22 protein-coding genes and 1 tRNA gene are annotated in these 24,693 nt (G+C 64.8%); 18 read left to right on the forward strand and 5 right to left on the reverse strand.

Going from position 1 to position 24,693, the window contains the following annotated elements; all coding sequences use genetic code 11:
- Positions 1–95: 95 nt before the first annotated feature.
- Together gyrB and gyrA are read left to right on the forward strand one after the other, a co-directional pair.
- Entirely contained in the window at positions 96–2,018 is a 1,923-nt protein-coding gene (gyrB, locus tag MU558_RS15710; protein ID WP_246968516.1) for a DNA topoisomerase (ATP-hydrolyzing) subunit B, read from the forward strand.
- Positions 2,019–2,030: 12 nt separating this feature from the next.
- Positions 2,031–4,517 (forward strand): DNA gyrase subunit A, encoded by a 2,487-nt coding sequence (gene gyrA, locus MU558_RS15715; RefSeq protein ID WP_246968519.1) that lies wholly within the window; start codon positions 2,031–2,033, stop codon positions 4,515–4,517.
- Positions 4,518–4,596: 79 nt separating this feature from the next.
- Here gyrA and MU558_RS15720 read toward each other — a convergent pair whose 3' ends face one another.
- Complete coding sequence (locus MU558_RS15720) at positions 4,597–5,130, reverse strand: Rrf2 family transcriptional regulator (protein WP_246968522.1); 534 nt, start codon at positions 5,128–5,130, stop codon at positions 4,597–4,599.
- A 159-nt stretch (positions 5,131–5,289) separates the two neighbouring features.
- Positions 5,290–5,970 carry a metal-dependent transcriptional regulator gene (locus MU558_RS15725; RefSeq protein ID WP_246968525.1) on the reverse strand — a complete coding sequence of 227 codons (681 nt, stop codon included), beginning with the start codon at positions 5,968–5,970 and terminating at the stop codon, positions 5,290–5,292.
- Between the two features lie 153 nt (positions 5,971–6,123).
- Between MU558_RS15725 and MU558_RS15730 the strand changes: the two genes are divergently transcribed.
- Both MU558_RS15730 and MU558_RS15735 read left to right on the forward strand, forming a co-directional pair.
- The gene (locus MU558_RS15730; RefSeq protein ID WP_246968528.1) at positions 6,124–6,288 is read left to right on the forward strand and encodes a hypothetical protein; all 165 of its coding nucleotides are present in this window, start codon (positions 6,124–6,126) and stop codon (positions 6,286–6,288) included.
- A 229-nt stretch (positions 6,289–6,517) separates the two neighbouring features.
- Positions 6,518–6,859: a hypothetical protein gene (locus tag MU558_RS15735; protein ID WP_246968531.1), complete on the forward strand. Its 342-nt coding sequence runs from the start codon at positions 6,518–6,520 to the stop codon at positions 6,857–6,859.
- Between the two features lie 176 nt (positions 6,860–7,035).
- On the opposite strand, the gene dpsA is transcribed toward MU558_RS15735, so the two are convergent.
- Positions 7,036–7,581 (reverse strand): DNA starvation/stationary phase protection protein DpsA, encoded by a 546-nt coding sequence (gene dpsA, locus MU558_RS15740; protein WP_246968535.1) that lies wholly within the window; start codon positions 7,579–7,581, stop codon positions 7,036–7,038.
- A 217-nt stretch (positions 7,582–7,798) separates the two neighbouring features.
- On the opposite strand from dpsA, the gene MU558_RS15745 reads away from it, so the two are divergent.
- Positions 7,799–9,268 (forward strand): aldehyde dehydrogenase family protein, encoded by a 1,470-nt coding sequence (locus tag MU558_RS15745; RefSeq protein ID WP_246968538.1) that lies wholly within the window; start codon positions 7,799–7,801, stop codon positions 9,266–9,268.
- A 54-nt stretch (positions 9,269–9,322) separates the two neighbouring features.
- On the opposite strand, the gene fer is transcribed toward MU558_RS15745, so the two are convergent.
- Positions 9,323–9,964, reverse strand: coding sequence for a ferredoxin Fer (gene fer, locus MU558_RS23330; RefSeq protein ID WP_345781503.1), 642 nt, complete (start codon positions 9,962–9,964; stop codon positions 9,323–9,325).
- Between the two features lie 106 nt (positions 9,965–10,070).
- Here fer and MU558_RS15760 point away from each other — a divergent pair, with 106 nt between their 5' ends.
- The 10 genes from MU558_RS15760 (at position 10,071) to MU558_RS15805 (ending at position 21,234) form a co-directional block, all read left to right on the forward strand.
- The gene (locus MU558_RS15760; protein ID WP_246968540.1) at positions 10,071–11,039 is read left to right on the forward strand and encodes a carbohydrate kinase family protein; all 969 of its coding nucleotides are present in this window, start codon (positions 10,071–10,073) and stop codon (positions 11,037–11,039) included.
- 81 nt (positions 11,040–11,120) lie between these two features.
- Positions 11,121–12,251, forward strand: coding sequence for a YhjD/YihY/BrkB family envelope integrity protein (locus MU558_RS15765; protein WP_246968542.1), 1,131 nt, complete (start codon positions 11,121–11,123; stop codon positions 12,249–12,251).
- Between the two features lie 45 nt (positions 12,252–12,296).
- Entirely contained in the window at positions 12,297–12,707 is a 411-nt protein-coding gene (locus tag MU558_RS15770; RefSeq protein ID WP_246968554.1) for a DUF7988 family protein, read from the forward strand.
- A 45-nt stretch (positions 12,708–12,752) separates the two neighbouring features.
- Positions 12,753–13,229, forward strand: a complete 477-nt coding sequence (locus MU558_RS15775; protein ID WP_246968557.1) for a YbaK/EbsC family protein — start codon at positions 12,753–12,755, stop codon at positions 13,227–13,229.
- Between the two features lie 206 nt (positions 13,230–13,435).
- Positions 13,436–14,965, forward strand: a complete 1,530-nt coding sequence (locus MU558_RS15780; protein WP_246968560.1) for a metal ABC transporter substrate-binding protein — start codon at positions 13,436–13,438, stop codon at positions 14,963–14,965.
- 530 nt (positions 14,966–15,495) lie between these two features.
- Positions 15,496–16,218 carry a metal ABC transporter ATP-binding protein gene (locus MU558_RS15785; protein WP_246975016.1) on the forward strand — a complete coding sequence of 241 codons (723 nt, stop codon included), beginning with the start codon at positions 15,496–15,498 and terminating at the stop codon, positions 16,216–16,218.
- A 2-nt stretch (positions 16,219–16,220) separates the two neighbouring features.
- Positions 16,221–17,237: a metal ABC transporter permease gene (locus MU558_RS15790; protein WP_246968563.1), complete on the forward strand. Its 1,017-nt coding sequence runs from the start codon at positions 16,221–16,223 to the stop codon at positions 17,235–17,237.
- Between the two features lie 96 nt (positions 17,238–17,333).
- Positions 17,334–19,430 carry an acetate--CoA ligase family protein gene (locus MU558_RS15795; protein WP_246968581.1) on the forward strand — a complete coding sequence of 699 codons (2,097 nt, stop codon included), beginning with the start codon at positions 17,334–17,336 and terminating at the stop codon, positions 19,428–19,430.
- On the forward strand, positions 19,427–20,482 hold the full coding sequence (locus tag MU558_RS15800; RefSeq protein ID WP_246968584.1) for a phosphotransacetylase family protein: 1,056 nt from the start codon (positions 19,427–19,429) through the stop codon (positions 20,480–20,482). Before MU558_RS15795 ends, MU558_RS15800 begins: the two co-directional genes overlap by 4 nt.
- 461 nt (positions 20,483–20,943) lie before the next feature.
- The gene (locus MU558_RS15805) at positions 20,944–21,234 is read left to right on the forward strand and encodes a PRC-barrel domain-containing protein (protein WP_246968587.1); all 291 of its coding nucleotides are present in this window, start codon (positions 20,944–20,946) and stop codon (positions 21,232–21,234) included.
- 122 nt (positions 21,235–21,356) lie between these two features.
- Here the strand turns inward: MU558_RS15805 and MU558_RS15810 are convergent, their stop codons facing one another.
- On the reverse strand, positions 21,357–22,805 hold the full coding sequence (locus MU558_RS15810) for a DHH family phosphoesterase (protein WP_246968590.1): 1,449 nt from the start codon (positions 22,803–22,805) through the stop codon (positions 21,357–21,359).
- A gap of 162 nt (positions 22,806–22,967) precedes the next feature.
- Here MU558_RS15810 and MU558_RS15815 point away from each other — a divergent pair.
- The 3 genes from MU558_RS15815 (at position 22,968) to MU558_RS15825 (ending at position 24,678) form a co-directional block, all read left to right on the forward strand.
- Positions 22,968–23,041 (forward strand) — tRNA-Lys (locus MU558_RS15815).
- 373 nt (positions 23,042–23,414) lie between these two features.
- A complete protein-coding gene (locus MU558_RS15820) occupies positions 23,415–24,179 on the forward strand; it encodes an enoyl-CoA hydratase/isomerase family protein (protein ID WP_246968593.1) in 765 nt (254 codons plus the stop codon).
- A 226-nt stretch (positions 24,180–24,405) separates the two neighbouring features.
- On the forward strand, positions 24,406–24,678 hold the full coding sequence (locus tag MU558_RS15825) for a hypothetical protein (RefSeq protein WP_246968596.1): 273 nt from the start codon (positions 24,406–24,408) through the stop codon (positions 24,676–24,678).
- The last annotated feature ends 15 nt before the right edge of the window (positions 24,679–24,693 follow it).

Here is a 24,693-nt window from a genome sequence, read left to right on the forward strand (position 1 = left end):
GCCGCGTATGCTGCTGTGTCCGGAAAATCGCTACGCGCGAGCGCGCGTACGTGAGTTTTATTACCCCCGGTACACTACCCGGAAACAGGTTTCTCATGTCCCAGGAAAGCGAGTACGGCGCCGGACAGATCCAGGTTCTGGAAGGCCTGGAGGCCGTGCGAAAACGCCCGGCGATGTACATCGGTTCTACGGATTCTCGAGGGCTCCACCACCTCGTCTACGAAGTGGTGGACAACTCGATCGACGAGGCACTGGCTGGCTACTGTGACGACATCACCGTCACCATCCACGACGACGGCGGGGTGAGCGTCGCAGACGACGGCCGGGGCATTCCGGTCGACACCCACGAAGAGTACGATCGGCCGGCCCTCGAGGTGATCCTCACCGTCCTCCACGCCGGCGGCAAGTTCGACAACAAGTCCTACCAGGTCTCCGGCGGTCTCCACGGCGTCGGCGTCAGCGTCGTCAACGCACTCTCGAAGCGCCTGGAAGTCGAGGTCAGACGTGACGGCGCGGTCTGGCACCACCGATTCGACCGCGGCGAACCCAAGGGCGACCTCGAGCGCGTTCGCGACCTCGAACCCGACGAGGAGACGGGGACGGCGATCACGTTCTGGCCGGACGACGACATCTTCGAGACCGACGAGTTCGCCTTCTCGACGCTCTCGAACCGGCTTCGCGAACTCGCGTTTCTCAACTCCGGCGTCCGGATCACCCTCCGCGACGAGCGCGTCGACGACGGCGTCCGCGAGGAGACCTACGAGTACGAAGGCGGCATCCGCGAGTTCGTCGAGTACTTGAACGAGACCCGGGCGGCGATGCACCCGGACGTCATCTACTTCGAGGACGAAGACGAGAACATCCAGGTCGAGGTGGCGATGCAGGCCACCGAGGAGCTGCAAGGGTCGATCCACGCCTTCGCGAACAACATCAACACGCGCGAGGGCGGGACCCACCTCACCGGCTTCAAGACCGCGCTGACTCGAGTCGTCAACGACTACGCAAACGAGAACGGCCTGTTGAACGACCTAGAGGAGAACCTGCGCGGCGAGGACATCCGCGAGGGACTCACCGCGGTCATCTCCGTCAAGCACCCGGACCCGCAGTTCGAGGGGCAGACGAAGACCAAACTCGGCAACTCGGAGGTACGCGGAATCGTCGAGAGCGCCGTCCACGACGGACTGGGGACGTACTTCGAGGAACACCCCGACACCGCCGAGGCCATCGTCGCCAAGGCAGTCGAGGCGGCGAAAGCCCGCAAGGCCGCAAAGAAGGCCGAGGAACTCACGCGCCGGAAGTCGGCCCTCGAGTCCACCTCGCTGCCGGGGAAACTCGCCGACTGTCAGACCCGCGACCCCGACGAGGCCGAGCTGTTCATCGCCGAGGGCGACTCCGCAGGCGGCAGCGCAAAGCAGGCCCGCGATCCGGGATTCCAGGCCGTCCTCCCCATCCGGGGGAAGGTGCTCAACGTCGAGAAACACCGGCTGGATCGCATCCTCGAGAACGACCAGATCCGAAACATCATCACCGCGATCGGCGCTGGCATCGGCGACGAGTTCGACGTCGAGGAGGTCCGGTACAAGAAGATCATCATGGCGACCGACGCCGACGTCGACGGGGCACACATCCGAACCCTGTTGCTCACGTTCTTCTACCGACACATGCGGCCGCTGCTCGAGGGCGGCTACGTCTACGCGACCCAGCCGCCGCTGTACCGCATCCGGTACAGAGGCGAGACCTACGACGCGATGACCGACGAGGAACGCGACGAGATCATCGAGGAGGTCTGCGACGGCAACCCGACGCAGGTCCAGCGATTCAAGGGGCTCGGTGAGATGAACCCCGAACAGCTCTGGGAGACGACGATGAATCCCGACAACCGCATTCTCAAGCAGATCACGATCGAAGACGCGGCGGCGGCGGACAAGATGTTCTCCGTCCTGATGGGCGACGCCGTCGAGCCGCGAAAGCAGTTCATCCAGGAGAACGCGCCGGAAGCCGAGTGGATCGACATCTGAGGTGAGTACGATATGAGCTCAGAGGTACCCGACCCGACAGACGTAGAGGCCCGGACGGTCGAGACCGTCCGCATCGAAGACGAGATGGAGCAAAGCTACATCGACTACGCGATGAGCGTCATCGCCGGCCGTGCCCTCCCCCGGGTCGAAGACGGTCTCAAGCCCGTCCACCGGCGCATCCTCTATGCGATGAACGAGATGGGCGTCTCCTCCGGGAGCAGTCACCGCAAGTCCTCCTCGATCGTCGGGGAGACGATGGGTGACTACCACCCTCACGGCGACCAGGCGATATACGACACGCTCGTGCGGATGGCCCAGGAGTTCTCGATGCGCTACCCGCTCGTCGACGGTCAGGGGAACTTCGGTTCGATGGACGGCGACCCGCCCGCAGCCCAGCGGTACACCGAGGCCCGAATGGCCTCCATCGCCGAGGAACTCCTCGAGGACATCGAGAAAGATACGGTCGACTTCTCCTCGAACTACGACGACCGCCTCCAGGAACCGGACGTCCTCCCGGCGGCGTTCCCGAACCTGCTGGTGAACGGCTCCTCGGGGATCGCGGTCGGAATGTCGACGAACATTCCGCCGCACAACCTCGGTGAGGTGATCGACGCGACGATCGAACTCATCGACAACCCCGACGCGACCGTCGAGGAGTTGATGGACCACGTCAAGGGCCCCGACTTCCCGACCGGTGCGAACATCGTCGGCCGCGACGCGATCTACTCGGCGTACAAGACCGGCCGCGGGCGCATCCGCGTGCGCGCCGAGTTCGAAGTCGAGGAGTGGAAAAACGACCGCGAGCGGATCGTCGTCACGGAACTTCCCTACCAGGCGAACAAGGCCCGGCTGGTCGAGCGCATCGCCGACGACGTCAACGAGGGGAAGATCGAGGGTATCTCCGACCTGCGCGACGAGTCCGATCGCGACGGCGTCCGCGTCGTGATCGAACTCAAACGCGGCGCGAACACCGAGGTCGTCAAGAACCAGCTCCTCGAGAATCACTTAGAGCGGACGTTCGGCGTCATCAACCTCGCGCTGGTCGACGGCCAGCCGCAGGTGCTCACGCTCAAAGAGACCCTGGCGGAGTACGTCTCCCACCGCAAGGAGGTCGTCCGCCGGCGCAGCGAGTACGATCTGAACGAGGCCCAAGAGCGCGCTCACATCCTCGAGGGCCGGCTGAAGGCACTCGAGAACGTCGAGGACGTCGTCGACCTGATCCAGGAGTCGGAAGACCGTTCGGCAGCCAAAGCGGCCTTGCGCGAGTCGTTCGACTTCTCCGAGCCCCAGGCCGAACACATCGTCAGGATGCAACTCGGCAGCCTCACCTCGATGGAGGCGGCCGAGATCGAAGCCGAGTACGAGGACGTCCAGGCGGAGATCGAGCGCCTCGAGGCGATCTTAGAGAGCGAGGCGGAACTGCTCGCCGTCATCAAAGACGAACTGCGCGAGGTCAAAGCCGAGTACGGCGACGAGCGGCGGACCTCGATCGTCGAGGACGAGGGGACGGTTACCCACGAGGACCTCATCCCCGAGGAGGACGTCCTCGTCGTCATGACCGAGGACGACTACGTCAAGCGGATGCCGGTCGACCAGTTCGACGCACAGCGTCGCGGCGGCAAGGGGATCATCGGCGCGGACGTCAAAGAAGACGACCGCGTCGCCACGGTCTTCCGGGCGAACACCCACGACTACCTGCTTTGCTTTACGAACCAGGGTAACGTCTACCGGTTGAAGACCTACGAGATCCCCGAGATGGGTCGGACCGCCCGCGGGAAGTCCGCGGTCAACATCCTCGATCTCGATCCGGCCGAGAACATCACGGCCATCGTCGACACCGACGCCTTCGAGGACGACGAGTTCGTGACGATGGTCACACAGAACGGCTACGTCAAACGCACGGCCGGCGAGGAGTTCGACAACATCCTCTCGACGGGGATCATCGCCGCCAGCCTGGAGGAGGGAGACGAACTCGTCGACGTCGAGGTCACGGACGGGACACAAGACCTCGTGATCGCGACCGAGCAGGGGATGACGATCCGCTTTGCCGAAGACGAGGTACGAGCGATGGGCCGTAACGCCCGCGGCGTCAACGGCATCAAACTCGGGGGCGCAGACGCCGTCGCGGGACTGGTCGCGACCGACGGAAGCGACGAGCGGGCGCTGCTCACCGTGACCCGGAACGGCTACGGCAAGCGAACGCTGCTCTCCGAGTACCGAACCCAGTCCCGGTACGGAAAGGGCCTGATCGACATCAAGACGGACGACCGCAACGGCCCGGTCACCGCAGTCAAGGCCGTGACGGCTGACGACTCGCTGGTCATCATGTCCGAGAACGGCCAGATCATGTGTACGCGAGCGGGCGAAATCTCGACGGTCGGGCGAAATACGAAGGGTGTGACGGTGATGGACGTCGAGGAAGGTGACGCGGTCGCGAGCGTCGACGTCCTCCCGGCCGCGGCGGGAGATGGAGACGAGGACGGAGACGAAGCGGCGTAACCTCGAGAAACGCCCCGAGCCGTTTTTCCCTATCGCAGCGGCTTTTCGAGCGGGAAACCGTGCCGACGGGTAGCGCCGTTTAGTGTTCGGGCTCCTCTGCCGGCGCGAGCATGTCGTCGATCCGCAGGATGAGGATGTTGTTCGTGTCGTCTTTTCCGTCGACGGTTCCCTCGACGACGAGTTTCGACAGCGGGGTCGGGCCGACGACGACGCTGTCGTCCTCGTGGATGTCGCTCATCGACCCCTGGATGTGTACCTCTGCGCGGCAGAGTTCGGGGTGGTGGACGCTCGAGAGGTCGATCTCCTCGACGATGACGTCCTGGACGGGGTCGCCCTCGTGCTCGAGCGGGACGGACGCGGGTTCGTCCATCCGCTGGATCTCGAGTGCTTCGTACGCTGCGGCGGTCGGTTTGTACCCCCCTTTCGGCCCGGGTACGCCTTCGACGAGCTGGAGTGCCTTGAGACTCTGCATCTGGTTGCGAATCGTCCCGGGGTTGCGGTCTACCTGTTCGGCGATGTCCTCGCCTTTGATCGCGTCCTCGGATTCTTTGTGAAGGTTCGTCAGCGCGCGCAAGATTTTCTTCTGGCTCGGGGTTAGTTCGATGGATGACATAGGTAGTCCTTCGTAATAGATTTCCTTAAACCCGGCGGGTCCACCGGGCATCTGCTGGGTTTTGACCTTTATCTGGTGGGTAGTTAGAACTTATCGTTTCGAAAACTGTGTCAGTGGTCGACTGACGTATCCGTGCGGGCCGTGACGGCGAGTCGGCGGTCAGTGTTCGACGCCGGACGGAGACGCGACGCGGACGTGGCGTGCGACGTCGGCGGGTAACGAGACCGGACCGTCAGCACCGATCGCCTGGGCGGTGATCATCCCGAACGGGGCGACCTCGAGAATCTCGAGTTCGACGCCGGGTTCGACGCCGTGGTCTGCGAGATACGAGAGGACCTCCGGGTCGTGGTCGGCGACTTCCTCGACGACGACGACGTCGCCCTCCTCGAACTGGGTGACCGACTCCGCGTCGGACGCCGTCGGCGGTTCGAGGTCGGCACCCGGAATCGGCGAGCCGTGTGGGTCGACGTCGGGGTCGTCGAGGGCGGCCGCGACGCGCGCCTCGAAGTCCTCGCTGATGTGGTGTTCGAGTCGATCTGCCTCTTCGTGGACTTCGGACCAGTCGTAGTCGAGATGTTCGGTGAGGTAGGCCTCGAGCAGGCGATGGTGGCGTACGACCTCGAGTGCGACGGTCTTTCCCTCCTCGGTGAGGGTCACACCGCGGTACTTCTCTCGGTCGACGAGTCCCCGCTCCTCGAGTTTCTCGAGCATGCTGGTGACGGTCGGCGACGTGACGTCGAGCTCCGTGGCGATCTCGGACGTCCGAATCCGGTCGTCCTCCTCGCGCTGGAGCTGGTAGATGGTCTTGAGGTAGTCTTCCATCACGTCGCTCAGCATCATCGTACGCTGAGTTAGCGCCCATCGATCCCTAAAGGTTCCGTCGTCACTTCTCGAAGACACTCGAGAGCGACGACCACCGCCGCATCGAGTGGCTCCCCCCGGAGTTAGGCTGACCAAAACTCTTTTATTTTTAGGCCCGCCTAATTCACATCGATGGACGTCCCTGCCCGAGAGAATCGAAGTTCCGTCGACGAACCAGAACAGCCGGAGTCGATCGTGACGAGCCACGTCACCCGCCCCGGCAAAGTCGTGTTCACCGAGCGAGACAACACCGACGGCTGGATCGCGACCGACGTCGTCGTCGACCTCGAGCCCTAGCTTCGCCCCGGCTCTTTCTGCCGAAGTAGCATACAGTTCTCTCGCAGCCGGCGCTACACTGACTGGTGACGGTCGACGAGTCCTCGACTGGGACGCGCCGATGGGCTGCTCGAGTCACCCAGAGGTTATTGGATTGTTTCTCGGCGTGAGATGGCACAAACTGGATGACGAACGCGAATCACGTCCGATCATCGACACCTCTTTCGGAGTCTGATGAAGAAACGTCGACATGCATCGCTTCGTACGGTACGTGATCGCTCTCGTTGCCGCTGGTGCCATCACCGCTGGAGTCGCAACTACGTATCGTTCAGTAATTCTTCTCACTGGCATATTTCAGGTCTTCGCGGTCGCCATCGCGATCCTGCTTCGATACCCGTCTCTGCTGTGGGGTTCGAATAGCGAGACTCGAATGGCATCAGCGGTGTTCGCTGGAGTTACGACGTTCGGTGTCTGCTCACTGGCAGAAGGTATTGGCGCTGAATATCATCTCGGCGCTGGCATCCTTGGTTTCGGACTTGGAATCTTCGGTATGTCAGCAGGTATCTGGATGGCAGACGAGCTACAGGCGTGAAACGTAGGAACCACGGCGAGGACGATACCACGATTATTCCGTGACCGCGGTCAGAAAAGCGAACGTCCGTCGCACTATCGTCCTCGCTCGACCGTCTCGCACTGTCGGTCGTGCTGTGTTCTGGGACGACTGCAAGACGCTACAGTCGCTCCGGAGTCGACTGCCGACCGACCGTCTTAGTGCGTCGCTTCCTCGAGCACCAGCGTGTCGTCCTCGAGGTAGTGTTCGAAGTGGTGGGCGTCCTCCTCGACGTCGACGAGGATCTGGCGGAGGATCTCCGCCGTGGCGTGGTCGCCCAGGTTCTCGGCGAGTTCGATGCTGTCGCGCATCGACTCGATGATGTCGCCGTACATCTCGAGGTCGTTTTCGAACATCGTGCGGACGTCGTAGACGTCTTCACCCTCGAACTCGACGGTCGCCCGCGCTTCCTGGTTCGACGGTCCCGAGACGGGGACGCCGCCGATTGCCTGGGCGCGCTCGGCGATGGCGTCTGCACCTTCCTCGGCGTGTTCGTACGCCTCCTCGAGGAAGAGATGCAGATCGAGGAACTCCGCTCCCTCGACGACCCAGTGGTGCTTTTTCAGCTGGTGGTAGAGGACGTACGCGTTGGCGAGTTCGGTGTTCAGCGCGTCGACGATCTGCTCGGCCTTGTCCTGCTCGAGGCGGAGACTGTTCTCCTCGACGGTGTCGGCCTGTTGACGGACGGTCTTCTGAGTGCTCATCTCGACTCTAGCTACGCGGCTAACTCACTTAAAACCTGACCATGCAAGAATTTTCCTTCGCGATATAGGAATATTTCTTTTCATTCTGCCACTATCTCGTACGTTCCTGTCAGAAATAGGCCACATCCACACGTTACTCTGAAAGACACTAGCAAAGCTCGGAGTGTTTTTTCATCCTTGAGTAAATACTTTCAGTGAGGAACGCGAACGTACGACTATGGCAACGAGAGTCGCACAGCGGAGAGAGCGGATGTACGTCGACGGGGAGTGGCTCGAGGCCGACCGAACGCTACCGGTATCGGATCTCGCAGCCGGCGGAACGTTCGCAGAGGTCGCGGCGGCGGGTCCCGAGGAAGCTCGGACGGCGCTCGCCGCTGCCGACGAAATCAAACCCGAACTCCGACAGACGACGGTCGTCGAGCGCGCGAAGTGGTGTGAGGCCATCGCCGACGGCCTCGAGGAACGGGCAGAGGAACTCGCCGAGGTCATCGTCCGCGAAGCTGGAAAGCCGATCTCCTCGGCGCGCGGCGAGGTCGAAAGTGCGGCCGAGCGCTTCCGTCGCGCCGCCGAAGAGGCCAGAAACATCGTCAGCAAAGGCGAGTTCCGCGAGGGATCGACCGAGGGCCACGAGGGGTGGCAGGCCATCGTGAAACACGAACCGATCGGTGCGGTCCTGTGTATCACGCCGTACAACTACCCGCTCGCGACGACGGCACTGCAGGTCGCCCCCGCCATCGCCGCGGGCAACAGTGTCCTCCTGAAACCGGCGAGCAAGACGCCGATCTCGGCGGCGATCCTCGCCGACGTCGTCAGCGGCGTCGAGGGGATCCCCGAGGGTGCGTTCAACTTCGTCCCCGGAAACGCAGGCGACATCGGTGACGTCCTCGCCGGCGACGACCGCGTCAACGCCATCGCGATGACCGGCTCGTCGGGCGCGGGCAAACACGTCGCTCGAGAGAGCGGGATGGTCAACCTACACATGGAACTCGGGGGGAACGCGCCGGCGATCGTCTTCGACGACGCCGACCTGAACCTGGTCGCCGGTGCCTGTACCAAGGGTTCGATCAAGTACGCCGGCCAGCGCTGCTCGGCGGTCTCGCGCGTGCTCGCCCACGAATCCGTCCACGACGAGGTCGTCGACCGACTCGACGCCGAGATGGACGCGTGGCAGGCGGGCGACCTCTTCGACGAGAACACGGCCTTCGGTCCGCTCATCAGCGAATCGCAGGCCGACTGGGTCGACGAACTCGTCGAAGACGCCGTCGAGAAGGGTGCAGACCTCGTCCGTGGCGGGAAACGCCACACTCCGGAGGGCATCCCCGACGAACTCGAGTCGCAGTTCTTCGAACCAACGCTGCTCGCGAACGTTCCCCACGACGCCCGCCTCATCGACGAAGAGCAGTTCGGGCCCCTCGCCGTCGTCACCACCTTCGAGGATCGCGAGGAGGCCCTCGAGATCGCAAACGGCTCCGATCTGGCACTCGACGCCGCCGTCTTCACGAGCGACTACGACCGCGCGATGGACGTCGCCGAACGCGTCGACGCCGGTTCCGTCAACATCAACGGTGCCCCCTCACACGGCCTCGGCGACGTCCCGTTCGGTGGGAACAAGGACTCGGGCATCGGTCGCGAAGGGATCGACGCCTCGATCCACGCGATGATGCGCAAGAAGAGCATCGTGCTGTAAACGCCCGGCGCTGAACACTCGATCCGTTCTCGTCGACTCTCCTTCGTTCTCCGCTTACTCGTCGATGTACGCCTGCTCGAACGGCCGCGGCGACAGTCGAAGTTCGTCGAGATCGGGAAGATGTTTGAGGTTGTAGACGACCTTCAACTCGTCCGTGATCGGTTCGCCGACGCAGGACAGCCGAATGCCTCGGTCGACCATCTCCGGTGGGAGGACGTGGTTGACCGGCTGTGACATCTCGCCTTCCGCGACCGCGACCGCACAGTTCGCACACGCCCCGCCTCGACACGCGTACGGCCACCTGAACCCGCGGTTCTCGGCCGCCTCGAGGAGCGTCTCGCGTGGCTGGACCAGGAGCCGACCGCGATCCGTCGAGTCGAGGCCTTCGGCCGAGGACTTCTCGAAGAGGTCGTCGTCGTCGAGGTCCCAGCCGTAGTCGTCGAGAACTTCGTAGTTGAGGTACTCGACTCGAGACTGGTCTCGCGGATACCGATCCTCGCTCTCGCCGTCGGCGTCGTACCGTTCGCCGTACCGTCCCGCCTTGATCGCCTCGTAGGCCGCTCTGACCAGTTGAAACTCCGCTGCGGAGCCGCCGTGGTCAGGATGTGTCTCCTTCACTCGTCGTCTGTACGCCTGCTCGATCTCTTCGTCGTCCGCATCCGAATCGATCAGGAGGACGTCGAACGGGGATTCCACGACCACTGCTAACGAACGGGAGACGAAAAATGTTCCCCGGCGGACAGCCCCACGACCTGCGGCCGAAGAGCAGCAATCATTACCCGATACCGGTCAAATTGCGCCCATGACCCATACCCACGACGTACTGGTCGCTGGCGAGACGCTCGTCGACTTTCTCCCCGAACGGCCCGGACCGCTCGCTGCCGTCGAGGGCTTCGAACGGCGACCCGGGGGCGCACCGGCGAACGTCGCCGTCGCGCTCTCCCGACTCGAGCGACCGCCCCTGTTCTGGACGCGGGTCGGCGACGACCCGTTCGGTCGCTACCTCGAGACGATCCTCGCGGAGAACGGCGTTCCCGATCGGTTCGTCGAGCGCGATCCGGACGCGAAGACGACGCTGGCGTTCGTCACTCACGACGAGACGGGTGATCGAACGTTCTCGTTCTACCGCGACGACACCGCCGACACCCGCCTCGAGTCGGGAACGATCGACGACGACGTGCTTGCCGACCGCGAGTGGGTCCACGCCGGCGGCGTGACGCTCTCGCGTGGCTCCTCGCGGGCGGCGACGCTGGACCTGCTCGAGCGCGCCGCCGACCGGGACTGTACGGTCTCGTTCGATCCGAACGCACGGCCGGAGCTGTGGCCCGACGAGGAGACGTTCGCCCGCGTCGCTCGCGAGGCGCTTTCGTCCGTCGACGTGCTCAAGGCGACCCGCGAGGAACTCGAGACGCTCGGATTCGACGGCGAGACGGCCATGGACCTCGCTCGAGACGCGGCCGACGCCGGTCCACACACCGTCTTCGTCACGCGGGGGAGCGAGGGTGCCGTCGCCGTCGCCTCCGAGGACTCACCCTGGGCCGGTACGGCGGCACACGACGGCTTCGACGTCGACGTCGTCGACACGACCGGCGCGGGCGACGCGTTCGTCGCCGGACTCGTCGCCGCGCTCCGGGACGGCCGTGAACTCGAGGACGCCCTCGCGTTCGCGAGCGCCGTCGCGGCCACGGCGACGACGGCTGCGGGGGCGATGACTGCGCTTCCTGACCGCGAGACGGTGCAGTCGTTCCTGACGGCTGCCACGGACGAGTGAACCGTCGACGGCGGAGCGTCGACCGGTGGACCGGTCGCTTGCAGGCCGTCGAGCTATTTCGACGGCCGTCGTCGCCACGACATGGCCACCGACTCCCGAGGTGCGATTTCGTTCGTCGAGGCGGTCGTACGGGGCATCACACGGAAGAACGTCACGTTCATGGCGGCGAGCATCGCCTACCAGGCGTTCATCTCGTTGCTCCCGCTGCTCGTGCTCGTCTTCTTTCTCGTCTCGATCGTCGGCGACGACGCGCTCGCCGCTCGCGTCGCCGAGACGACGGCGGGATTTCTCCCCGAGAGCGGACGTGAGTTCCTCGAGGAGGCCATCGCTGGCTCGGTCGCTACCACCGGCGCGTCCGCGATCGGTCTGGTGACGCTTCTGTGGGGGTCGCTGAAGATCTTTCGCGGGCTCGACACGGCGTTCTCCGAGATTTACGACACGACGGCGACATCCTCGATCCTCGACCAGCTGCGAGACGGACTCGTGGTCTTCGTCGCGCTCGGGCTGGCGCTGCTCGCGGCTGCGGTCGCGAGCGCCGTCTTCGCGGTCTTCCCGGACAACGCGCTCGTCGGCGTGCTCAACCCGCTCTTGCTCGTCGTCGGCCTCTCGGTCGCGTTCTTCCCGATGTACTACGTTTTCCCCGACGTCGACGTCGGCGTCCGCGAGGTCCTCCCGGGCGTCGTCGTCGCGGCGGTCGGCTGGGCCGCGCTTCAGGCGCTCTTCCAGGTCTACGTCGCAGTCGCCTCGAGCTCCGACTCGGCCGGCGCGATCGGCGCGATCCTGCTGGTGTTGACGTGGCTGTACTTCGGCGGCCTCGTGTTGCTGGTCGGTGCCGTCGTCAACGCGACTGTAGGCGGTCGGCTCTCGCTCCCGGACGTCGACACCGACGAGCCTGGTGACTCGGACACGTTCGCCACGACTCGCCTCGAACGGCGCACCGAAACCCTCGAACGACGTCACGAAAAGCTCGAGCGCGCCTACGGACTCGCACGACAGGAACTGGAAGCCGAACGCCAGCGAGCCGACGCACTCGAGAGCCGCATCGCCGACCTCGAGGGCGAACGGACGCGCCTCGACCGCGAGAACGAGCGTCTCCGACGGCGACTCGAGCGACGACGGAAGCCGTGGTGGCGAGCGGTGCTGTCGTACGTCGGCGAACGGACGACGACGCTCTCGATCGGGACGGTTCGCGATCGACGTGAGCGGGAGTGACGAGGAGTCGAGTCACATTTGGTTATCGACCACACACCGTCGCCCGTGTCAGAACCTTCGCGAGCAGCCCGACGGCGGATTCGACGCGACCACGACACGGTACTCGAGGGGATCGACGCCTGTGCGGACCGCGTCACCGCGTCCTGGGACGGCGACGCGGCGACCGACCGCGCCGACGTCGTCGATCCGCTACGGACCGAACTCGAATCGATGGGAGTGCTGGCTCGCCTGCCGAACGTCCTCGTCGACGCCGTCGATGCGACGGGACACGCCCTCCCGGCGTCGCCGGTCGCCGCACCGCCGTACGTCGCGGTGACGAGTCGCGGCCCGGTCCTCCGGGCGACGATCGACCCAGGCAGGCTGGTGGTCCGCGTCGACGCGTTCGAGGTCGTCCGCGAGTCGACGCCGCGATACCGACGGCTCGAGGACGTCCGGCTTGCGGTCTCGCTCGAGTGACCGCGACCGGTACCTTTTCGCACCGTGCGAACGATCGACAGCCCGATGCATCCGCGCGCAGAGGAGTTTTCGAAGCGGGCGCGAGAACGGTACGGGTTCGACCCCGAGGTCGAGGAGTTTCCCGAGGGCACGAAGACGGCGGCCGAGGCGGCCGAGGCGGTCGGCTGCGACGTCGCACAGATCGCGAGTTCGCTCGCGTTCGACGTCGACGGCGACCTCGTCGTGTCGGTCACGAGCGGGGCGAATCGCGTGAGCGAAGCCGCACTCGGGGCGCAGTTCGACGTGTCGGCCGACGACGTCTCTATGGCCGATGCAGACCGGATCAAGGAGACGCTCGGCTGGTCTATCGGCGGCGTCCCGCCATTTTGTCACGAGACGGCTGTCCCCGTCCTGATCGACGAGACGTTACTCGAGTTCGACACCGTCTGGGCGGCCGCAGGGACGCCCGAGGCCGTGTTCCCGATCGACCCGGCCGAACTGCGGGCGTACGCGGACGCGGAACCGGTCGACGTCACCGGTTGAGATCGCGACCCCGGTCGACGCGTCGATTTCTCTGGCGTCGTACCCGACGAGAGCTATCGCTACGTCCGTGTCGATCGGCGATGACCACCGACTGGTACGGTCGTCGCCACTCGACGTTAACAACGAGCGGGTGTGGAGTGGCACTAGTTAATAACTATGGGTTAGAGAATAATAACACTTTTACCCGACGACTCGTATTCCCGAGTATGGATCTGTCACGACGTTCGGTGCTGACGGGAACTGCTGGAGTGGCGATGGGATCGCTCGCCGGCTGCCTCGGTGACATCGCCGGTTCGAGCGGCGGCGACGACGACGGCTACGCCATCCTGTTCGCGCTGGCGGAGTTCACGAACGCGGTCGGCGGCGACGAGTTCCAGGTCGAGAACCCGGTGCCGGTCGGCGCGATGGGACACGGCTGGGAGCCCAGTGCCGACCTCCAGCCGAAGGTCGCTGATTCGGACCTGTTCGTCTACCTCGACTCGCCCGAGTTCGCCTGGGCCCAGGACTTCGTCGCGAACGTCGAGGACGGCGACCACGACGTCCGGACCGTCGACGCACTCGAGGGCATCGACCTCCTTCAGTGGGACCACGAGTACGACGACGGCCACGATCACGGGACAGAGGACGACCACGATCACGACGACGATGGCGCACTCGACGACCACGCGCTGTCTCACGCCTGTGGCCACATGGAAGGCGACGAGCGAGAGCCGCTTTCGGCGACCGCTGCCGAGGGCGACGCGCCGGCATTTTCACAGACCCACCAGCCGTACGCAGTCACGCTCGAGTCGGAGACAGGTTACGTCACGTTCGAGGGTGAGCCCGGGACCTACGCCTTCTTTACCAACCTCCAGGACGCGCTCGCCCCAGTCGACGGCCACGCGGTCCACGACGAACACGGCGTCGAGAGCTGTGACGGCATCGCAGCCTACCACGTCGTCGAGACCGAGACCGGTTCGGTGACGCTCGAGGTTTCCGGCGGCGCAGGGACGAGTGTAACGCTCCTCGCGGAGGGGGTTTCCGGTCACGACGACCACGGAAGCGAGGATGAACACGACCATGGGGGAGAGGACGAGCACGACCAAGAGAGCGAAGAAGAGCACAATCACGAGAGCGAGGACGACGGGCACGACCACGAAGGCGAAGAAGAACACAACCACGAGAGCGAGGACGACGGACACGACCACGACCACGGAGAGCACGACCCGCACGCGTGGATCGATCCCGTCCACGCCCAGACGATGGTCGACACCATCACCGAGGCGCTGGTCGACGTCGACCCCGACAACGAGTCGTACTACCGCGACAACGCCGAGGAGTACAAGGCCGAACTGCAGGAGCTCCACGAGGAGTTCGAGGAGGTCGTCGCGAACGCCGACCACGACGTCGCCGTCCTCGCCGGTCACGACTCCTACCAGTACATCGGTGCTCGATACGGCATCGAGTTCAAGACGCCGGTCGGCGTCTCCCCGGACGAAGAGCCCAGCACCGACGAAATCGTCGACCTGATCGACGTGATCGACGCCGAAGAGATCGACTACGTGTTGAAAGGCACGTTCGAGGACGACAACCTCGCCAGGACGCTCGTCGCCGACAGCCACGCCGAGGAGATCGCAGAACTGACGACCCTCACGTCGACCACCCAGGAGTGGAACGACGAGGGCTGGGGATACGTCGACCAGATGCAGGAAGTCAACCTCCCCGCGTTGCGGAAGGCGCTCGGTGCCGAGGAGTGAAAGCAGCGCGTGCTCGCCACGTCGGTCGACGGGTCGCGTGGCCGAACGGCCAGCGCCCGGAACCGCTCGAGCACGCCGTTATTAATAACTCAACCACCGATAATAATTCTTTTATCCGTCCGGAGAAACCACGTTTACATGGACCGTTCCCGTCGCCACGGACCGCCGGTGAGACCTTCCTGGTCTCGTCCGACACACGGCCGACGAGCGCACCTCGTCGGGACGGGAACTCGTTTCGGACCGTCTTCTCGAGCGACCCGATCACGCCGAATTGGAGCCGAAATCGTTTCGAAGCCACGCGGACGCTCGAGTTCGAGATCGCGAACAGAGTCACACGTATGACGATAGATCTACACGCTGACGCACATTACCGGATGAACGACCAGACGACCGGTGGTGGCCACGACGACTCCGATCATGACCACGACCACGACCACGACCACGACCACGTAGCCGACTCGACGCCCGGCCACGACCACGCAACCGAGGCGTCGGCGACCCTCGAGCACGAGTCCGAGCCAGCCGTCAGGATGGAAAACGTCACGTTCGGATACGGAGACCAGCCTGCCGTCGAGAACGTCAGCCTGACGGTCGAACCCGGCGAGTTCCTCGGACTCGTCGGTCCCAACGGATCCGGCAAGACGACGCTGTTGTTGCTGATGCTCGGCGTCCTCTCGCCCGACGAGGGCCGGGTCGAACTGTTCGGCGACCCCGTCGACGAGTTCGCCGACGGCGAACGGATCGGCTACGTCTCCCAGAAGTCGACCGACGCGGGTTCGACGATGCCCGTCACCGTTCGCGAGGTCGTGACGATGGGCCGGTTCGCCCACGCCGGTCACCGCCGTCTTTCGGACCGCGACCACGAGGCCGTCGACGAGGCACTCGAGACGGTCGGTGTCCGCAACCTCGAGAGCCGCCGTATCAACGGGCTGTCTGGCGGACAGACACAGCGAGCGTACATCGCACGTGCGCTGGCCTCCGAGGCCGACCTGCTGGCGATGGACGAACCGACCGTCGGCGTCGACGCCCGGTCGCGAGAGCAGTTCTACGGCCTTCTCGGCGACCTTAACGATCGGGGAATCACGATCATTCTGATCGAGCACGACCTCGGTGTCGTCACCGATCGCGCCGATCGGATCGCCTGTATCAACCGCACGCTGTACCACCACGGGTCGGCGAGTTCGTTCGCCGAGAGCGATGCGCTCGAGGCGGCCTATGGACCGAACAGCGAAATCGTCCACCACGACCACTGACCATGGAGTACGACACTCGTCTCCGTCTCGAGCGACTCGGCGTGTTCGCAGTGGGCGTGCTCGCGGTCGTGATGCTCGCGTTTCTGGCCGCTCGCGGGCTGGCCGAGTACAGTTCGGCGGCTGGCCTGGTCGCTACCCGACTGGTCGACGGCGGGTGTACCCTCGGGAGCGTCGCCGGGACCAGACTGCTCTGTTTCAACTTCGTCTGGTACTCGGTCGCGACGGGCGTGCTCGTCGGCATCGTCGGGCCGTTGATCGGGTCGTACGTCGTCCACCGCGAGATGGCGCTGATCGGCGAGACGCTCGCACACACCGCGTTCGCCGGCGTCGCCTTCGGGATCTTCTTCGGATCGGCGACGAACTGGGGCGTCTCGGTACTGCTCGCTGCCCTCGTCACGGGCGTCATCGGTGCGTTCGGCGTCCAGTACCTGTCCAGTCGGACCGCGGCACACGGCGACGTGCCGATCGCGATCGTCCTCACGGGGAGTTTCGCGATCGGGACGATCGTCATCAGCCTCGGACGCGGGTTCGGCGGCGTGAGCATCGACGCGTACCTGTTCGGCCAGATGGCGGCCGTCACCCAGAGCGGCGCTCAGTTGATGGGCGTCGTCAGCGTCGTCGTGGTCGTGCTGGTGGCGTTCAACTACAAACAGTTCCTCTTCATCACGTTCGACGAGCAGGCCGCCCGCGTCGCCAGGCTGAACGTATCGGCGTACAATACGCTGTTGATCCTGCTCACGGCCGTCGTCGTCGTCGGCGCGATGCAGATTCTGGGGATTATCCTCGTGACCGCGATGCTCGTCGTTCCGGTCGCCGCCGCCTCCGCGGTCGCCGACAGCTTCCGCGAGGCCCAGTACCTCTCGATCATCCTCGGCGAGGTCTCCGTTCTGGTCGGTATTACGGCCGCGTTCCTCTACGGACTCGCGCCCGGCGGCTCGATCGTCGTGGTCGCGATCGTGCTCTACCTCGTCGCGGTCGCGATCGCAGATCGGGACAGCGCCGTCGCCGCGGGTGCGTGACTTCGGTGTGGTTCGTCGCCGTCGATACTCTCGTTTAGCGACCTCTCAGCGGCCGGTGGCGTGGTTTTAACTCGTCTGCAAGTGAGGTCTCACACGATGGGAAGGTTATCGGAACTGTTTGCACCCGAGACGGTCGCCGTGGTCGGCGCGACCGACCGCGAGGGATCCGTCGGCCGGGCGATCCTCGAGAACCTCCGTTCGGACTTCGAGGGCGAGGTCGTCCCCGTCAATCCCGACCGCGACGAACTGCTCGGGATGACGTGTTACCCCGACGTCGCGAGCGCGCCGGCGATCGATCTCGCGGTGGTCGTCGTTCCGCCGCCCGTCGTCGTCGACGTCCTGGAGGAGATCGGCCAGGAAGGGATCGGACAGGTCGTCGTCATCACCGCTGGCTTCAGCGAGACCGGCGGCGAGGGCGCGACGCGAGAACGGCGGCTGCGCGAACTCGCCGCTGAGTACGATCTCGACGTCGTCGGCCCCAACAGCCTCGGCGTGATGAGCACTCCCGTCGGCATGAACGCCACGTTCGCACCCGAGAACGCACTCGAGGGGTCGATCTCCTTTATGAGCCAGTCGGGTGCGTTCGTCACGGCCGTCCTGGACTGGGCGAACGATCAGGAGATCGGCTTTCGCGACGTCGTCTCGCTGGGTAACAAGGCCGTCCTGGACGAGACGGACTTCGTCCGCGAGTGGGGCGACGACGACGGAACCGACGTCGTCATCGGCTACCTCGAGGGGATCGACGACGGTCGTGCGTTCGTCGACGCGACCCGCGAGGTCGTCGACGACACGCCGATCGTCCTCGTGAAGGCGGGGCGGACCGACGCCGGCGCGCAGGCGGCGTCCTCGCACACGGGGGCGATCGCCGGCAGCGAGCGCGCCTACGAGGCCGGACTCGAGCAGGCCGGCGTCCTCCGGGCCCAGTCGGTCCAGGAACTGTTCGACTACGCCCGCGCGCTGTCGGGACTTGACGTCCCCGAGACGGACGGCGTCGCCGTCGTCACGAACGCGGGCGGCCCCGGCGTGCTGACGACCGACGCCGTCGGCGACTCCGGGCTGTCGATGGCCTCGTTCACTGACGAGACCGTCGACGAACTCGCCGACGCGATGCCGGAGGAGGCGAACGTCTACAACCCGGTCGACGTCATCGGCGACGCCGACGTCGAGCGATTCGAACGGGCACTCGACGTCGTCCTCTCGGACCCGAACGTCGGATCCGCGGTCGTCGTCAGCGCACCGACGGCCGTCCTCGAGTACGAGGACCTCGCGGAGATCGTCGTCGAGGAAAGCGAGATCCACGGCAAGCCGATCGTCCCCTGCCTGATGGGCGGCGAGCGGACGGACGCGCCGGCGGCGATCTTGCGGGAAGGCGGGATCCCGAACTACTTCGACCCCGCGCGGGCCGTCTCGGGTCTCGACGCGCTTTCGGCGTACCGCGACGTCAGACACCGTGAAGTCGACGAGCCGACGACGTTCGACGTCGACCGCGACCGCGCACGGGAGATCCTCGCACAGGCGAAAGAGCGCGATGACAACCGGCTTGGCGTCGAGGCGATGGACCTCCTCGAGACCTACGGCATCCCGATCCCGGATGGCGAGGTCGTCGACGATCCGGCCGACGCGGTCGCCGTCGCCGAGTCGCTCGAGGGCGACGCTGTCATGAAGATCGTCAGCCCGGACATCGCACACAAGATGGACATCGGCGGCGTCAAGATCGGCGTTCCCGACGACGAGGTGTACGACGCCTACGAGGACCTCGTCTCGCGGGCGCGAAACTACCAGCCGGACGCGCAGTTGCTCGGCGTCCAGGTGCAAGAACAGGTCGACCTCGAGGGGACGACCGAGACCATCGTCGGGATGAACCGCGACCCGCAGTTCGGTCCCCTCCTGCTGTTCGGCCTCGGTGGCATCTTCGTCGAGATCCTCGAGGACACCTCGGTGCGCGTGGCACCGATCGGGGAGCACGAGGCGAGCGCGATGGTCGACGAAATCCAGGCGGCACCGCTGTTGCGCGGCGCGCGCGGTCGCGAGCCGGCCGACGTCGACGCGCTCGTCGAGGCCATCCAGCGACTCTCCCAGCTCGTCACGGATTTCCCGGCGATCGTCGAACTCGACGTGAACCCGCTCGTCGCGGGCGCAGACGGCGTACAGGCACTCGATCTCGTCATCACACTCGACACGGAGAAGCTATGAACACACTCGTTACGTCACTGGAAGAGAGCACCGGCAAGACGGCGGTGGCGCTCGCACTCGCACGACTGGCCCGCGAGGACGGCGACAGCGTCGGCTACATGAAACCGAAGGGAACGCGACTCGAGAGTACCGTCGGCAAGACCCTGGACGAGGATCCGCTGCTCGCCCGCGAACTGCTCGAACTCGACGCGGACGTCGCGGACCTGGAGCCCGTCGTCTACTCGCCGACGTTCATCGAGCAGGCGATCCGCGGCCGCGAGAATCCCGACGCCCTCAGCGAGCGCGTCCGCGAGGCGTTCGAGACGCTCGCCGACGGGACCGACCGGATGTTCCTCGAAGGCGGGGGACGGCTCGACCTCGGCGGTATCGTCGACCTCACGGACCCTGACGTCGCCGAACTGCTCGACGCTCGTGCGCTGTTGATCGCGCCGTACGAGACCCCGGCGGACGTCGACGACGTCCTCGCCGCGGCCCGGCCGTTCGGCGACCGTCTCGACGGTGTCCTGTTCAACAACGTCGCTGACGCCGCGTTCGACCAGCTCGAGACCGACGTCGTGCCCTTCCTCGAGGGCAAGGGTGTCACGGTCCACGGCGTCCTGCCGCGAGAGCGGACGCTGGCCGGCGTCACCGCCGCCGAACTGGCGGACGAACTCGGTGCGACGGCGCTCGTCGAGGAGGGACTCGACGCGTACGTCGAACGGTTCAGCGTCGGCGCGATGGGCGGCGATAGCGCCCTGCGTCACTTCCGGCGGACCAAAAACGCCGCGGTCATCACCGGCGGCGATCGCGCCGACGTTCACACGGCTGCACTCGAGGCCCCGGGCATTCACTGTCTCATCCTCACCGGCGGCCACCGACCCTCGAGTGCCGTCCTTGGCAAGGCCGCGGAGAAGGAGGTACCGATCCTGATGGTTCAGACGGATACGCTCACGACGATCGAACGCGCGGAAGACGTCGTTCGGAGCGGCCGGACGCGAGACGAACGGACGGTCGACCAGATGGAGTCACTGTTGTCCGATCACGCGAACGTCGAGGCCATCCTCCGCGGTTGAGTGTTCAACTCGCCGACCCATCCGCACGAAGCGTCTGCGTTCGATTTCGTCGAGTACGACGCTCGAACGGTGCTCGATGGACGAATCGGCCGTCCGGCTGGTGCCCAACGACGCGTCTGGTGAGTACAGTAGTTGCGAGCGGGTCGTAGGGCAGGCGACCCGCCGACAATGTGCCGGTTGTCAGAGGCACCCCGGCGTTCGAATACACGCTATCCACCGATATACCCTCATCTTTCGCACTCTCGGTCAAGGAGTGAATTATAGTATATAACACTTTCCACCATTTAATTAGATGGAGCGATGAAACTGCAGGATGAAACGGGTACTGACCGTCGCCTGGTGGGCTGACTGTCGCCGTAGACTGCCCGCTGGACCGGATCTCGGCGAGAACGCACGACGTTCACGATTCGCTGAACGTCGTCTGACCAAGAATTAATAGTTTGCCAGTCGTGGAGCCAGATATGGACGACACACCACAGGAAATCACGTCGCTCGTCGGACGGGAGGTTTACTCGAACAACGGCGTCTTCGTCGGCGAAGTCGAAGATCTGCGCCTGGACGTCGACGGTGAAGCCGTCACCGGACTCGCACTCGGCGGCCTGAACTCGGAACTGTTCGCCGACAACGCCGACCACGTCGGCGTCATCGTCCCCTACAGGTGGGTGCGCGCCGTCGGCGACATCGTCCTGGTCAACGACGTGGTCGAACGCGTTCGCGAACCGGACGAAGAAACGGAAGAAATCGTCGCCTGATACGGACCGCTGTCCGTCCGTCCCGAAGCGACCGCGTCCCGTCGGGTGGTCGCTGCGGAAAATCGGGACAGCAGACCGTATGAATCGGGGGTACGACCACGACCGTCGCGCTGTTTTCTCGGTTAGCTCCCGTTCGACCCTTCGCCGCCCTCGACGCCCATCGCGTCGAACAGCGTCCGCTTTACCGCCTCCTCGGTGAGCTCGAGGAGCGTCTCGCGGGTGTCGTCGGAGATCTCGATGCCGGTGAAAATGCCCAGCGGAATCTCGGCGCTCGCCTGTGTCGAGTGACCCGCCGTCTCGCCGATGTCGCCGTAGGCGTCTTCCAAGACGTTGCCGATGTTCATTCGGATGTCTTTCGACCGCGCCGCGAGGAAGATCGTCTCGTCTGCGATGCCGAAGACCGCCGTCGTGGTCACTCCCTCGAGGTCGAGCAGGTGGTTGGCCGCCTGCGTCAACGCCTCGCGCCCGCGGACGAAACCGGCGTTCGAGACCAGGTGACTGCCCTGTACGTCGCGGTTGGCGATCGCCTCGGCGAGGACGTCGAGCGTCTCGGGCGACATCGACGGGGACTCGACCTGTTCTAACGTGTCGTGGTTCGCGAACGGGTAGAGGTAGGCGGCAGCGGTGAGGTCGGCGGGGGTCGTATCGCGCTTGAAGTCGAGCGTCTCCGCACGGATGCCATAGAGCAGGGCCGTCGCCACTTCTTCGGAGACGTTGACGTCGAACTCCTGGATGTACTTCGTCATGATCGTCGACGTCGAGGACATGTTCGGCCGGATGTCGACGAACGCCGGGTCGTACCCTTCCGCAGGCTCGTTGTGGTCGACGATGATGTCGACCTCGAGGTCCATCTCGCCGGAGGTGGCGTGGTCGACGAGCGCGACTACGTCGTAGACCGACCGGTCGTCGACCTCCTCCCACTGGAGGAGTTCGATCCCGAGCAGGTTGACGAACGCTCGGTTCTCCTGGTGGCCGATGTCGCCGAGGTAGACGATGTCCGACTCGACGTCGAGGTGATCCGCGATCGCCTGCAAGGCCGCCGCGCTGGCGATCGAGTCCGGATCGGGATTGTCCTGCGTGACGATCGCCAGCCGCCCCGACGTCTCCTCGAGTAACTCCGCGAGCTTGCTGGCGTTGTACTCGAGTTCCCCCGACTCGAGTGCCCGCAGTGCGGAGTCGGCGATCACGGCAGAGGGGTTGATGACGATGTCCGCGCCGAGTTCCTCGAGTTCGTCGCCGGAGACGGGATCGCTCGCTCGAGCGACGACGAACTGATCGCCGTTTTCGTTTCGGATGTGTTCGACGGCCTGTTTGTTGGCCTCGACGTCGGACGCGAGGATGAGGACGACGCTCCGGTCGGCGACCAGTTCGGCGGCCTCCTTCTGGCGGATGTCGGCGGTGCGCGCGTCAAGATCCTGATCTCGGAGCGATTCGACGCGGCTCTCGTCGCGGTCGACGATGAGGACGTCTTTCCCCTCCTCGGCGAGTTCTTCCGCGACGGCGTAGCCGACGCTGCCACACCCGAGAATGGCGTAGTCGGAGATCGACGAGATCGTAGCCCCCGTACTCATGTGAGCGATCGGTTGAACCCAGCGCACTTAACGCTCCCGAAGACTGTTACGTTTTTGTGCGGTCGTGAAGAAGACCACGGGACGTGATGGGTTTGTGGTGGCCTCGCAGGCCGCGTTCTAAACAAAACCTATATCAACGCCCGCCGGAAAAGTGCAGGTGTAGGGCCGGTAGCTCAGTTAGGCAGAGCGTCTGACTCTTAATCAGACGGTCGCGTGTTCAAATCGCGCCCGGCCCGTGCAACGAACTGGTGAGCGTAGCGAACCAGTGAGTGAACCGGCAGGCACGATTTGAACGCAGAGAGCAGCTTTGCTGCGACCGTGTGTTCAAATCGCGCCCGGCCCGCTTTTGCGACTAACAACTTCGTGAGTGGCAAAACGGTCACAAGCGATTTGAAGTAGACGAGTCACAGCCCGGGAAGCGAACGTAGTGAGCGACCCGGAATGTCTCGGCGTAGTTCAAATCGCGCCCGGCCCGTATTCTCGACGCGCGAGTCGGAACGCGTGGCGAGGACGGATCTCGAGTGGCACGTCCCTGGAGTGCCACGCGACTCGAGGAGCGACGACGGACGGACGATCAGAGTTAAGGTTCGTGACGATTACCCTCGTCTCATGCACGTCGACAACGACGATGGGGTGTTGCGGATCACGTTCGATCGACCGGACGTGATGAACGCGTTCTCGACCGAGACGGCAGCGGAGTTCGCCGACACTGTCGCGAGCGCCGACCCCGACGACCACCACGCCGTCGTCCTCACGGGCGAGGGCGATGCTTTCAGTGCCGGCGGCGACATCCAGGCGATGGCCGAACGCAGGGAAGGCCCGCAGGAGGCGTACGAGCGCATCGGCGAGACGTTCGGCCGCGTCGTCGAGGAGATGTTCGAGTGTCCCGTACCGATCGTCGCGAAGGTAAACGGCGACGCGGTCGGCGCGGGGCTGGCGATCGTGGCGCTCTCGGACTTCGCCTACGCCGACGAGGAGGCGACGTTCTCCTGTGCGTTCGTCCGGGTCGGCCTCGTGCCGGACACGGGCGGGACGTTCCTCCTCCCGCAACTCGTCGGGTTGCGAACCGCCAAGCGGCTCGCGTTCACCGGCGAGTTCGTCTCGGCCGAGACGGCGGCGGAACTCGACCTGATAAACGAGGCTGTCGCGACCGCGGACCTCGACGAGCGCGTCGCGGAGACGGTCGATCGGCTGCGCCGGCGACCGACGGAGACGATCGGGCTGATGAAACAGGCGATGCACGAGAACCTCGGCCGTCACTGGTCCGAGGCGCTCGATTACGAGAACCTGATGCAGGTGCAGGCGTACATGTCCGATTCTCACGAGGAGGGCGTCGAGGCGTTCCTCGAGGGTCGAAAGCCCGACTTCGACTGATAATGATGGCTGTGACTGGTTGCCGACGCAACCGCAGGACGGTTCGCGGTTGCGGCGGTACAGACTCACAGCTATCGTTATGATCGCTCGCACGCTCGACGATCGACGCGACCGGCCGGAAAACGGTGTAGCGGCGTCGGTTCGGCCGTCGGCTCTCGAGCGCGCTGTCGGCCCCGCATCTGCAGGCCACACTGGTTTTGCCGAGTCCCGCTTTGGCCCAGATGCAATGTCCGCAATGTTCACCGACGACGACGTCGGCAAGCCAGTCGTGAACGAGAGCGGTGACCAGATCGGCATCGTCTCGGCGATCGAACACGGGACGCCGCGGATCGAGCCGGATCCGGGGACGATCGACACGGTCAAGGCGAAACTCGGCTGGGAAGAGATGGACGAGGAGACGTACCCGCTGCAAGAACAGGCCGTCGACCGCGTCACAGACGACGAAATCCGACTCAAGGGCGACCTCTCCAACGTCGGCGGGACGGATACCGGGCTGTAAGCCGGAACGAGTTCT

Origin of the sequence: Natribaculum luteum (assembly GCF_023008545.1) — an archaeon.
GTDB classification, from domain to species: domain Archaea; phylum Halobacteriota; class Halobacteria; order Halobacteriales; family Natrialbaceae; genus Natribaculum; species Natribaculum luteum.